The 12,442-nt window shown below is 32.9% G+C and carries 12 protein-coding genes and 1 pseudogene; 11 read left to right on the top strand and 2 right to left on the bottom strand.

Going from position 1 to position 12,442, the window contains the following annotated elements; all coding sequences use genetic code 11:
- Position 1: 1 nt before the first annotated feature.
- Positions 2-736, top strand: coding sequence for a hypothetical protein (locus J2Z24_RS05955; RefSeq protein ID WP_035145308.1), 735 nt, complete (start codon positions 2-4; stop codon positions 734-736).
- 60 nt (positions 737-796) lie between these two features.
- Positions 797-1,263: pseudogene (locus J2Z24_RS05950) on the top strand (recombinase family protein); the annotation flags it as partial.
- A gap of 256 nt (positions 1,264-1,519) precedes the next feature.
- Here J2Z24_RS05950 and J2Z24_RS21905 read toward each other — a convergent pair.
- Both J2Z24_RS21905 and J2Z24_RS05940 read right to left on the bottom strand, forming a co-directional pair.
- Positions 1,520-1,783 carry a DDE-type integrase/transposase/recombinase gene (locus J2Z24_RS21905; RefSeq protein ID WP_372440074.1) on the bottom strand — a complete coding sequence of 88 codons (264 nt, stop codon included), beginning with the start codon at positions 1,781-1,783 and terminating at the stop codon, positions 1,520-1,522.
- A gap of 274 nt (positions 1,784-2,057) precedes the next feature.
- A complete protein-coding gene (locus J2Z24_RS05940) occupies positions 2,058-2,180 on the bottom strand; it encodes a hypothetical protein (protein WP_443652018.1) in 123 nt (40 codons plus the stop codon).
- Between the two features lie 382 nt (positions 2,181-2,562).
- Here J2Z24_RS05940 and J2Z24_RS21900 point away from each other — a divergent pair, with 382 nt between their 5' ends.
- The 9 genes from J2Z24_RS21900 to J2Z24_RS05895 all read left to right on the top strand — a co-directional run bounded on the left by J2Z24_RS21900 (position 2,563) and on the right by J2Z24_RS05895 (position 12,308).
- On the top strand, positions 2,563-2,637 hold the full coding sequence (locus tag J2Z24_RS21900; RefSeq protein WP_372440073.1) for an AgrD family cyclic lactone autoinducer peptide: 75 nt from the start codon (positions 2,563-2,565) through the stop codon (positions 2,635-2,637).
- Between the two features lie 40 nt (positions 2,638-2,677).
- Positions 2,678-3,277 (top strand): DUF6033 family protein, encoded by a 600-nt coding sequence (locus J2Z24_RS05930; protein ID WP_035145305.1) that lies wholly within the window; start codon positions 2,678-2,680, stop codon positions 3,275-3,277.
- A gap of 1,047 nt (positions 3,278-4,324) precedes the next feature.
- Positions 4,325-5,614, top strand: a complete 1,290-nt coding sequence (locus J2Z24_RS05925) for an esterase/lipase family protein (RefSeq protein WP_035145303.1) — start codon at positions 4,325-4,327, stop codon at positions 5,612-5,614.
- A 64-nt stretch (positions 5,615-5,678) separates the two neighbouring features.
- Positions 5,679-6,248, top strand: coding sequence for a TetR/AcrR family transcriptional regulator (locus J2Z24_RS05920; RefSeq protein ID WP_035145300.1), 570 nt, complete (start codon positions 5,679-5,681; stop codon positions 6,246-6,248).
- A 251-nt stretch (positions 6,249-6,499) separates the two neighbouring features.
- A complete protein-coding gene (locus J2Z24_RS05915) occupies positions 6,500-8,293 on the top strand; it encodes an oleate hydratase (protein WP_035145298.1) in 1,794 nt (597 codons plus the stop codon).
- Between the two features lie 350 nt (positions 8,294-8,643).
- Entirely contained in the window at positions 8,644-9,498 is an 855-nt protein-coding gene (locus tag J2Z24_RS05910) for an AAA family ATPase (RefSeq protein WP_035145296.1), read from the top strand.
- Positions 9,499-10,161: 663 nt separating this feature from the next.
- Positions 10,162-10,593: a hypothetical protein gene (locus J2Z24_RS05905; RefSeq protein ID WP_035145292.1), complete on the top strand. Its 432-nt coding sequence runs from the start codon at positions 10,162-10,164 to the stop codon at positions 10,591-10,593.
- Between the two features lie 92 nt (positions 10,594-10,685).
- Positions 10,686-11,381, top strand: a complete 696-nt coding sequence (locus J2Z24_RS05900; protein WP_035145289.1) for a response regulator transcription factor — start codon at positions 10,686-10,688, stop codon at positions 11,379-11,381.
- Between the two features lie 3 nt (positions 11,382-11,384).
- Entirely contained in the window at positions 11,385-12,308 is a 924-nt protein-coding gene (locus J2Z24_RS05895) for a sensor histidine kinase (RefSeq protein WP_035145288.1), read from the top strand.
- The last annotated feature ends 134 nt before the right edge of the window (positions 12,309-12,442 follow it).

Raw genomic sequence — 12,442 nt, 5'->3', positions numbered from 1 at the left:
AATGGATATAAAAATTCTTAAATATGAACTAAAAAGAATAATTTTTTCAAAAATGTTTGTGATAACTTTCATAATTGCACTTTTCTTTTCAGTGATTAACCTCTATACAGGAATAATACAAGGTGTTTCCGGTACGGCACCTTTTTCCAAGTGGAGTTATTGCAAGTTTTTGTGTGACATAAATACGATTATGTCATTAATTCTAATGCTTTCTTGCACAGGACTTTTTTCTAGAAATGAACAAAGAGTAAGAGAAATTACTTCATGTACGTCTTTACCACAGAAAAAGTATTTGGCTACAAAAAGTTTAGCTCTGTTTATTTCTTACTTAATTATTGCGGTATGTTGCATTTTGATAAGTTTGGCGTTTTACAAGACAACTTTTAATTTTACAAACTTTCAAAACTTTTCATTACCGATCTTAATAATACTACTTCCTACTTTTGTGTTTGTTTTTGGAACGAGTATGTTTTTAGGCAGTAAAAGCCAAACTTTGATTTATGCTTGGATTCCAATTGTTCTGATTTTGTCATTGATAAGTTTTAATAGCACACCTTTTATTGATATTTTCGCCAAAGGGTATGTGACTTATATTCCTACAGTTCTACCGGTTGATAGTCTCGGTGAACCTGTTTTTAGTTTGTCTTTAGATTTTATAATGAGTAGGTTGCTATTCACTCTAGTAGGAATGGTTTTATATGTGGATTCATTTAAGAAGCTTTCTGTAAAACCTTAAAAATTTAGTATAAGTCTATTAAGGTAAAAGCTAATTTTTGTGCGGTATTAAAATTTGTAAATGGTACTTAGCTCTGCCGCACAACAGGAAGTAGAAAATATTTCTGCCAATGTGAAAAAGGGATTGAAAATGAAGCTGAAATTGTACGCTATATTTTCAATCGCTACATTCAGGGGGCTGGTGGCTTCGTTATAGAGCAAGAATTAGAGAATCTTGGATACGTAACAAAATACGTCAGCTCTGCTTGGGTACCTTCTACTATTCTTGGTATTATAAAAAACGAGAAATAAAAAGGTGATTTATTGCTGGGTAAGACCTTTACAGTTGACCCGATTTCCAAACGGCGATTGGATAATATGGGAGAAGAAGACCAGTTTTATATTCATGAACATCATGAGCCGATTATTAGTGAGGAAGTCTTTGAAAAAGCACAGGAAATTTTAAATCAGAGAAATAAAAACAGAGGAAAAATCGGTGATGATAAAAGAGAAAAATACAGCCGGAAATATGCTTCTAGCTGTATGCTGGCACGTGAAGACTATAGTGTTGATACAAAGAAAAGATATGTAGAATACTTTGTTCTAGGCACTTTTTCAAGCATATCGTCTTCAAAGGAGAGGGCGAAAAATTCAGAAATAAAGTCATTAAAAACTATATCAATGTTTCTGTGGTAGTTGATATAGAGTGTGTAGATACAAGAAAATAAAGGTTGAGAATCAAGGGGTACTGTGAAAATGGTACTCCTTTTCTCTTGTACAGACGTTGAGAAATGAGCGTCTATTTTTATACACATAATGTATGAAACGACTTTATATAAGCATTATAGTTAGGTGAGTTTACAGGTATTAACTCATGATATATATTATTTATTGTGCAAAAATGTTCAAATTTTACAGAGGTGAATTGTGAACCATTATCACTTCTTAACACTAAATTTTCAGTAACTTTATTGTCAATAAGTGCTCTTTTTATAGACGTTAAGGCGTCATTTGTAGTAGCTATTTTAGTTATTTCTCTACCTACTAGTTTTCTTGAAAATGTATCTATTATGTAATTGTCCGTTTATAGCTCTAACATACTTTTGCAACAGAAAATTTATTTTCGCCATTGGGAATTAATGTTGGACACAATGTGATGTTACATAATAAAGAAGAACATCTTGTCTTTCTCCAAAATAAAAATGTTAGTGGTTGGGTTGTTGACCCGAAAGGGGTAAATGCAGCAGCTTAAAATATCAATTATAAAAGAGCCACACGCTAAGACGAAGAGCCGATGACCTTGAATGAAATTTCTTGGTTATCGGCTCTTTTCAGCAATGAAATTATTTATTTTTTATATCCTTTGATTGCTTAATTCCTTTTGCCAGAGATTCCATAAACATTAGCTCTTTATCCGTGAAACTGTCCATTTGTTTTTCTATCTGCCTGCGTCTGGTGCTTTTCACCAGATCAGCGGCAGGTAAGAAAAACTCGTCTATGAATATATTCAAGGTAGAAGATATTAAAGATGCATTGAAGCATTTTTAAATCATATAATCAACTGAATATCAATAAAAAAAGTTGTTTTAAATAAAACCCTTGGAGTTTCAAGAAAATTCTTTATATCAAGATTATATGACTAAATATTATTAAAATTTGAAATTATTACAAACAAGAATATGTTACAATTACTATTATGTTTATTTTAGTGGCTAAAAGATAGCAAATCGTTGATATTATCATAAGCTACATGGCAATTTCTATTATATTGTGTGCAGTTTTACTTTTAATAGCAAAAATATTAAATCAGGAGGTAAAAGAATATGAAAAAGGTTAACAAGAATTGAGGTGAGAAAAAATTCATATGTATGGCCATCGTCTTGTTCAGGCATTTATCATCAACCGAAAAGACCTAACAAATAATGTTATTTATAAAGATATTATAGAAAGCGAGGATATATTTATGAAAATTTTACAAGTAAATAGTATGGATAATAAGATGTCTGCAAACAGTATAAAAAAATCTGCAAAGGATAGCACTCAATTTATTAATATAATTAATAAAGAAATTAGTGAGCAATCTACATATAGTATCCAAAATGAGCTTAAAAATAAATATAATGCAAATCTGCATGTATGTTCATTTGATTCTTATAATTATACGATGAATTCTACAGATAGTAATTCATTAAACAATGTAGTAATCTCAAATGAAACACTTAAAAAAATGGTAAGAGATGAAAAATTTAAAGCAAAAATTTGTAAGATTATTAATGATAATTGTAGTCCAGAAGCCCAGAAGGAATTAAGAAGTCTTGCTCCACCAGTTAAAAGTTCAGGTGTTGTTATATACCCTGATGGAACATATGTCTGCTGGGTAGAGAGTGCTTATAGCAAAAATGATACAAATAAAGACAAAGTAGAAAAAGGAACAGAAAATCCTTTTACAACTTCTTTTGATGAAATTGGGAAACAGATCAATAATCAATATATTAATTTTTCTAATATTATTAACAGACAAGTAATAGGATACATCAAACAAAAAAAGAATCATAAATTATAGGTACATTGGAAGTTTATTCTTACAACTGCTCTACTAGTTGTGCAATACACAAGCTTCTACAAACCTTGATGAGAAAGAAAAGTTCTTATCATGGCTGTATGGCTGAATTAAATCTATCGTTCCCAGCGGAAAAGATAGAGGCTTTCCTTTTTTGAAAAATGGGAAAATTATGTAATGATTAAAGAGAGGAAGATTTTGTAAGTTATTTGGAATTTTAGGCTTACTATAGTCACTTCATAACATTGACTGTAATATAACAGTATGCTATAACGAAAACATTAACTCCATTAATAAAATACTTTAAACCACATCATAACTTGCACATAATTACAGCCTGCACAAGCAAAATCATCAATTAGCAAAATTATAGTCTATTTTTTCCTATGCAGATAAATGATTTTTAGTAGTTAACAGTCATTTGGTGATTTAGGTAATAAATATAAGTATTATATGGAGCTAATAAAGTACTATCAGAAAGAAAGCTAGTTAAAAGGAGGTGAATTTTAATGTTGTGGAACAGAAAGACGGAAAGTTTATCAGTAATTTCATCACCGTCAAATTGAGTATTGGCGACATCAAATTAAAGAAGTTTTTCCTGTTCACAGTTTAAAACTCAGACAACATTCTCACGGGCAGAAACATCAACGCACATAGGTAAGGTAGATAAGTTATCTGATTTCTTCATGATATCACTACCTTTCTATAGAAAAGATGGAGGAGTAAGAAAAGGAATATCCTGAGCAAAATACTGACTAAAGCCTCATATAATCAGCTTTTATCCAATGAAAATGCCTTAATGTGGGCTACCATTAGATATGAAATATCTGAGTAAGCAGCATGTGATACTTAAGTCAGTGGGACAAGCTTTCACAGTAATAGAATTAATGTTCTGCAAAGAATAAACGAACCAATCTTCTCTAATATCCTGTTAAGAATAATTAACATTAGGATACTCCGATTGAAAGTTACTATTAGCTTAAACAAAATAAAATAAGTTCTATAGCCTGGCTGCTGACTAGAGAATTTATAATGCAAAGGAGCATGGGTATGAAAACATCTTATTTTAAAAGGATTATGGTATCTATACTTATTATTTGTACAGTTTTTGGTTTCACTTCAATTTCTACTGTAAAAGCTGCTGATAATAGTGATGCTATGGTAGTTGGAAATGATTATCCTATAGTTATGGTACATGGATGCTTTGGTTGGGGAAGCAATGAAGTAGCCGGTCTTTATTACTGGGGAGGTCAAGAAAGTCTGACTCAAAAGCTTACCGAGAAGGGTTATACTGTATATTCTCCATCTATCGGACCTGTTTCAAGTAACTGGGATAGAGCATGTGAGCTGTATACATATATTGTAGGTGGCATAGTTGATTACGGTGAAGTACATTCTAAAAAATATGGACATGCAAGATACGGACGGAGTTATCCAGGCGTTTACAAACAAATTGGAACAGAAGATTCATCTAGTAATATTAAGAAAATTCATTTAATTGGACACAGTATGGGAGGACAGACAATTCGTCTATTTGCACAGCTTTTAGAAAATGGAGATCCTGATGAATTAGCATTTACTACAGACGGAAGTATCAATCCTCTTTTTACTGGGGGTAAATCATGGGTGTCCAGTATTACATCTATTGCTACTCCACATGATGGAAGTCAGGAAGCACATATAAAATGTAATATTGAGCCTCTCACACATCAATTTGTTGCAGCTATTGCTGCAATAAAAGGCAGAAATGTTAATTTGGGTAACCTAAATTACGATTTCCAATTAGATCAGTGGGGACTTAGAAGAAATCCTGGCGAATCCTATTTAGACTATAGCAATAAAGTAATTAACAGTGAAATCTGGAAAGAAACTAAGGATTTAAGTGTTTGGGATTTATCACCGGAAGGAGCTCAGGAATTTAATTCCTATGTTAAGGCACAAAGTGATATCAATTATTTCTCAATTGCATGTGTAAATACTCATGAAGATAAATTGACTCATTTTCAGGTGCCAAATAAAAATATGAATCCGATTCTTGTAAAAAGTTCGATATTTATGGGCATGTATACAAACAATAAGAGCGGTGAAGTTCCTATAGATAAAAGCTGGTGGAGAAATGACGGAGTTGTGAGTGTGATATCAGCCATAAGCCCTAAGGTCGGTTCACCAGATCAAATAGTTGATTATAGAGGAACTGCTGTAAAGGGTATATGGAATTATCTTGGTGAATTGGATAATACAGATCATATTGAGGTTTGTGGAATGAAATATGATCGAAACGGAATTGAACAGATGTATTTTAATGTGGCAGAAATGCTTTCAAAACTTCCTACTGAATAATTTAAAAATAACCTACCCTATGTTATAATTTTGAATATAGATAAAGCATTAAGGGGGTGGCAGTTTGGCTCAGCAATATACCAGAAAAATGATTCGTGAGGTATTTATAAAGATGCTGAATGAGCGTCCACTTAACAAGATCACAGTTAAGGATATTGCTACAGCATGTGAGATAAATAGAAATACTTTTTATTATTACTACACAGACATATATGCACTTTTGTCAGAGATATTCCAAACAGAACTTCAGACAGTAATTGATGAATATAATGATACACTTTCCTGGGAGGAGAGTTTTATTGTAGCTGCTAGATTTGCTTTAGAAAACAAAACAGCTATTTATCATGTATATAATTCCATGCAGAGAGAAGGACTAGTGAACTATATATACAATGTATCAGGAAATGTGATGATTCGGTATATTGAAAAAGTAAGCGATGGTATCTCAGCTTCTTTGGAAGATAGAAAATTGATTGCTTCCTTTTATCAGTGTGCCCTCACTGAAATGGTACTACGCTGGGTTGCTGCCGGAATGAAGGAGGATCCTGATACTATTGTTAGACGAATTGGACAGCTTTTCGATGGAAACATCGAATTGTCCCTTAAGCGAAGTGCTGATTTAAATAATGTCTAATAAAAAGCAATAGGAGATTCCTTTTTACCAGACATTTTGATATAAATGTCTAAAAATTAGATAAATAAACTGCGGTGTTCAAATTTCGAACACCGCAGTTTGTTTATCTAATGAAAAAGACACAAAAAAACTATATTATAGATTTATAGAGATCTTATAGGTAATAAGTATCCACAAAATTATAGAAGAACTCTAAATATAATGATAGTATTTGGAAAACTATTAAAAAATTAAGAAGGAGTGAGATAATAATGAAATTAAAAACACATGATGATAGACTTACTCTTACAAATGGAAGTTATCATGCTTTAGTAAATGCAAGAAAACCTAAAGGAATTGAAGATAAAAAAGCTTATTTAATCGGTACTGGAATTGCAGCTTTAGCTGCTGGTTGTTTTTTAATTCGTGATGCTCACATGGATGGCAGCAAAATTACCTTCTTAGAACAATTAGACATTCCTGGTGGATCTTTGGACGGAGAGGTTCGTCAAAATATGGATTATGTAGCACGTGGTGGACGTGAAATGGGTCACCATTTTGAGGTTTTATGGAGCTTATTTAGTTCATTACCATCTACAGAAGATCCTAATATGACTGTTTTAGATCATTTTTATTATACAAACTACGATGATCCAAATTTTAGCAATTGTCGTATTACTAAAAACCAAGGTGAGCGTTATGACAATGGAAAATTCAATTTGGGTCAAGACTTGGCAAAAGAATTAGCTGCTTTTGTAAATATAACAGATGAAGAACTTGAAGATAAATCTATTGAAGATGTTCTTTCTGAAGAACTTTTAAACACTGATTTCTGGACATATTGGAGAACAATGTTTGCTTTTGAAAATTGGCATAGTGCTTTAGAGATGAAATTATATATGAATCGTTTCATCCACCATGTTGGAGGACTTCCAAATCTTTCTGCTTTACAATTTTCAAGACATGATCAATACACTTCATTTGTAAAACCTATGATTAAATATTTAGAAGATCATGGTGCTAAATTTGAATATGGAGTTACTGTTGATAACGTTGAGTTCTCAATTTCAGATGCTAAAAAGGTTGCAAAGAGAATAGTTGCAACAGACAAAGCTGGAAAGAATATCTCTATTGATTTAACAGAAAACGACTTAGTATTTATCACTAATGGTTCCATGACTGAAGGTTCAGGATATGGTGATGACAACACTCCTGCACCATTTAATAGAGAACCAAAAGGGTGCTGGAAGTTATGGAGGAACATAGCAGCTCAATCAGATGAATTTGGAAAACCAGATAAATTCTGTACAGATACAGAAAAATCTAATTGGGAATCTTGTACAGTAACTTGTCATGATGAACGTGTTCCTGAGTACATTGAAAAGATCACAAAACGTTCACCATATGGCGGACATACTGTAACAGGCGGAATAGTTACAGCTCTTGACTCTTCATGGTTGATGAGTTGGACAATAAACCGTCAAGAACAATATTATGGACAACCAGAAAAAGATGTTCTAGTTTGGGTATATGGTTTATTCTCTGATGTTCCTGGAGATTATATTAAAAAACCTATGAGAGATTGTACTGGTAAGGAAATTACAAAAGAATGGTTATATCATATAGGTGTTCCTACAGATAAAATTGAAGAATTAGCAGGATCATGTAGCGCAGTTCCTGTTATGATGCCATTTATAACCTCTCAATTTATGCCTCGTGCAGCTGGAGATCGTCCATATGTTGTACCAAAGAATGCTGTAAACTTTGCTTTCCTTGGACAATTTGCTGAAACATTAGATGATCCAGGCCGTGATACTGTATTTACTATAGAATATTCAGGACGTACAGCTATGGAAGCAGTATATGTTTTAACCGGAGTTGAAAAAGGAGTTCCTGAGGTATTTTCTTCAAGATATGATATCCGTTATTTATTAAATGCAGGTGTATGTTTATTAGATGGAGAAAAACCAGAACTTGATTTACCACCAATGGCTAAACGTAAAATTTTAAAACAAGTAGCAGGAACAGACATTGAAAAGTTATTAAAAGAATATGGAATTATTTAATGCCATTTACAGTTAGATAATTTGATTAAAATCCCGAATTTTAAAAAAATCGGGATTTTAATTTGTTGTAGTTATTATTCATATGGCAACTTGGTATATGAATAATATAATAGAATGGCATACAAAGGAGGAAACTTCTGTGAAAGAAAAAACAGATTTCAAGCAAGATTATATTTCTACCACTTATTCACGGGTCAGACTTTTATTTTTTACGGGAATCTTTTATACTAGTTAGAAGAACGCTTTAAAATTGTATTTATCTTTTAAATAATGTAAAATAGTCTGGGTAATATATACATATAGGCAACGAAATATGATATGTATATAATGTTGTGATAAGGAAGATGATAATGGTTTATTTAAATGCTTTTAAATTTCCAAATGATGATATGGAATTTGACTTTCTAATAGAGGTAAAAAGGACATGCTATGACTCGTTTTATCCATTTAAGGTATTATCAAGACATGGTTTTGAAAGAATTGATTTTGAACCAATTACGATTTTATATGGTGGAAATGGTTCAGGAAAATCAACAGCGTTAAATGTGATAGCAGAAAAAACAGGAATCAATCGAGATTCTATTTATAATAAATCTAATTTCTATTGCGACTATGTCAATATGTGTGAGATGCAGTTTGAAAATGACATCCCTAAAAATAGCAGAATTATAACAAGTGATGATGTATTTGATTATATGTTGAATATCCGTAACTTCAACGAAGGAATTGATCAAAAACGGGAAAAAATTTTTGAAGAATATTTAGATGTGAAATATTCTCATTTCCAAATGAAGTCTATAGCAGATTACGAGCAACTAAAAAAAGTGAATACTGATAGAAGTAAAACCCAGTCACGATTTGTGAGAAATGAATTGATGGATAATGTACGGGAATATTCAAATGGGGAAAGTGCATTCCGATATTTTATTGAAAAAATTGGTGAAAATGGGCTGTATATATTGGATGAGCCTGAAAATAGTCTTTCTCCCAAACGTCAGATGGAATTAATGAAATTTATTGAGGACTCTGCACGATTTTTAGGCTGTCAATTTATTATATCAACACATTCGCCGTTTCTGCTTGCTATGCATGGAGCAAAGATATATGATCTTGATGAAAATCCAGTTGATGTGAAAAAGTGGACGAAATTAGAAAATGTGCGTACATATTATGAATTTTTCAAAAGATATGAAAACGAGTTTTGATGTTGTTGAAAATAGATAGATTATACACATAATCTATCCCAATATTTTTAAAGATGTCTATAGTATTTTGGTAAAAAATAATAGAATAAGCAGCTTTATTGATTTGGGTAGAAGTGGAAAGTCAGGCAGGATGAATAATTTTGTATAAAAAACATAGAATTAGATTAAAACTAAGCATATATATAAAGTTATCGGAAAGCAAAGAGTTTTGGGGTTAGTGTGATTATTATGCAAAATAGATTTGTTGATCCTATATTAAGGGAAAAAGCTAAAGGCAAAACTATTTTGATGTCCAGCCACATATTTGAAGAAGTCGAAAGAACCTGTGATAATGTACTAATCATTAAGCATTCTGATGTACAAACTCTTAAAAATTCTCAACGAAAAGGCTTTATCATCCATCAGACCTGACCATATTGCTTATGCTTCAAAGGTGCTTAAAGAGGAAAGCTTTGAGGTGTACTCTACATCTGGAGACACCATTGAGGTTTTTGTAACAGGTGAAAATGTTGATCGTTTCATTAAGACAGCTGCACGGTTTACCATCCTTAATTATGTATATGACCATAATAATTTCAATGTATGACCCCAATGAAATGGAAGCTTTAACATCAATGTTGAAGTTACTTCCAGAAGACCTCATGAAAGCTATGGATTTTTCAAATGTGGTTACAGACCTTACAGGTTATCTTGCAAGCTGGCTTTATGAACTGTACAGTTATGTTTCCTAACACTGGTGCATTTTTCATTCTAAACCTTACTACAATGCTTGTTAATATGGTTGTAATGATGATTAGCTTTTTCTTCTCTTATTTTTTCAATGAAACAAAGTTATCGCTTGGTTTTGGCGCAGGTATTCCAATAGCATTTTTAATTATGAATATGTTAGGTGGTATTTCAGCAGATGTAGAGATTTTCAAAAAGCTATTAATTCACGGTTTTTATGATCCAGTGGAATTGGTTCGTGGGGGTGAAATTCTTAGCATTGATATCATCTATATCAGTATAAGTGCTATTCTTTTTGTGTCTAAGATATTGACATATACCCATTGTTATTCACATTTCAAACTTGCACTATCTAAAGATATAAAGTAAAATTAACTTGTTGTAATATTAAGTTTTTAAATTCTATGTCGTTGATAAGAGAAATACTTTTGTTAAGGCTATGAGAATTAGGGGGAGTGAAATTGGATTGTAAAATATTAGTAATTGATGATGATAAAGAACTGTGTGCTTTGATAAAGCAAAGTGTGGCGGCTGAAAATATAGATGCAGATAACTGCTACTCCGGCGTAGATGGACTAGCCATCATTGAAAAGAACGATTATCAGCTCATCATTTTAGATGTGATGATGCCGGGAATGGACGGTTTTAAGACAATGGAAAAAATACGTAAACAAAGCAGCGTCCCCATCCTTATGCTGACTTCTAAAAATGACAGCACATCAAAAATTCGTGGACTTCGTTCCGGTGCAGATGACTATCTGACAAAGCCCTTTGATATGGAAGAATTAATTGCTAGAGTAGTTTCTCTAATACGTCGGTACACACGTTTCAATTCAGTGGGAGGTCATTCACACCTACTAACTTACCAAGGACTAACTATAGACTTAGACAGCCGAAGCGTAACCACGCAAAACGGTACATCTGAATTACCGCCGAAAGAATTTGATATACTGCTGTTCTGTGCAAAAAACCAAGGAAAAATTTTGACGAAGCAACAAATTTATGAGGAGGTTTGGGGCGAGATTTATGTTTATGATGACAGCAATATTATGGCAATCATCAGCAGACTTCGCAAAAAAATCGAACCTAATCCTGGTGCACCGTTTTATATTCAAACAGTAAAAGGGATTGGTTATCGTTTCAACAAGGAGGTGTAGGCTGTGATTCTCAATGTGACTTTGGGCATATTATTTTGCCTTGCTCTCCTTTTCGGTATTACCTGTTTTGCAAAACTAATTGATGTAAAGCGGCAGCTCAAGGACATGACTGATGCCTTGAATGATATTAAGTCTGGAAATGGAAACCGAAAGATCCTCGCCGCAAGTAATGAATTGACCGCTGGCCTTTCCTATAAAATGAATGAAATAGTTTATCGTTACGAAGAACAGCTCTCTCAGCTTAAAGCGGCGGATGAAAGCAACCGCCAACTTATGACCAGTCTTTCTCATGATGTACGAACTCCCCTTACCACACTTATTGGCTATTTGGATGCCATTCACAGAGGCATTGTTGCCGGAAAAGAACACGAGGATTATCTGGAAATCGCAAGACGGAAAGCCCATGACCTAAAAGATTATATAGACATTCTTTTTGATTGGTTTAAATTAAATTCCAGTGAATTTGCCTTATCCATAGAACAAGTAGAGATTGCGGAGCTGACACGAAATATTCTGAAAGACTGGATACCCATTTTTGAGGAAAACCATTTGGATTATGAAATAGAAATTCCGGAAAAGCCGCTGTTTGCAAAAGTGGACTTGGATGGATATGCGCGAATCATCAACAATTTGGTACAAAATGTCCTTAGCCATAGCCAAGCTACGCGGATCAAAATCGAGATGGCGAAAAAGGTAAAGGAAATTGAAATCCGCATAGTGGACAATGGAATCGGGATTGAGAAAACTGATCTGCAGCATATTTTTGAAAGACTGTATAAATGCGATAAAGGCCGTTCTGACAAAGGAAGTGGATTGGGATTGTCTATTGTTCAGCAGATGGTTGAAAAAATGGATGGTAAAATTACCGTTCAAAGCGAACCAAATCAGTATACTGTTTTTGCTGTTTGTCTTCCATTAAAGAATTAAAAAAATCTCTGTTCACGGGGAGGCCACTGAAAAACTAAAAATATTGAATCGTCATCACGAAAGTGATGGCGGTTTTACTTTTTTGAATCAATAAATTATATTTCTTTAAGGTTAAGTTATTCAAACAAAAAGGA

Origin of the sequence: Clostridium tetanomorphum, assembly GCF_017873215.1 — a bacterium.
Taxonomy (GTDB): domain Bacteria; phylum Bacillota; class Clostridia; order Clostridiales; family Clostridiaceae; genus Clostridium_AO; species Clostridium_AO tetanomorphum.
Note: the sequence above shows the minus strand (reverse complement) of the source record. Positions and strands in the feature narration are given on the sequence as shown.

Coding starts and splice junctions, on each gene's coding strand:
- J2Z24_RS05955 (WP_035145308.1), top strand. CDS start 2: ATGGATATAAAAATTCTTAAATATGAACTAAAAAGAATAATTTTTTCA.
- J2Z24_RS05930 (WP_035145305.1), top strand. CDS start 2,678: ATGAAAATTTTACAAGTAAATAGTATGGATAATAAGATGTCTGCAAAC.
- J2Z24_RS05915 (WP_035145298.1), top strand. CDS start 6,500: ATGAAATTAAAAACACATGATGATAGACTTACTCTTACAAATGGAAGT.
- J2Z24_RS05905 (WP_035145292.1), top strand. CDS start 10,162: ATGTGGTTACAGACCTTACAGGTTATCTTGCAAGCTGGCTTTATGAAC.
- J2Z24_RS05925 (WP_035145303.1), top strand. CDS start 4,325: ATGAAAACATCTTATTTTAAAAGGATTATGGTATCTATACTTATTATT.
- J2Z24_RS05910 (WP_035145296.1), top strand. CDS start 8,644: ATGGTTTATTTAAATGCTTTTAAATTTCCAAATGATGATATGGAATTT.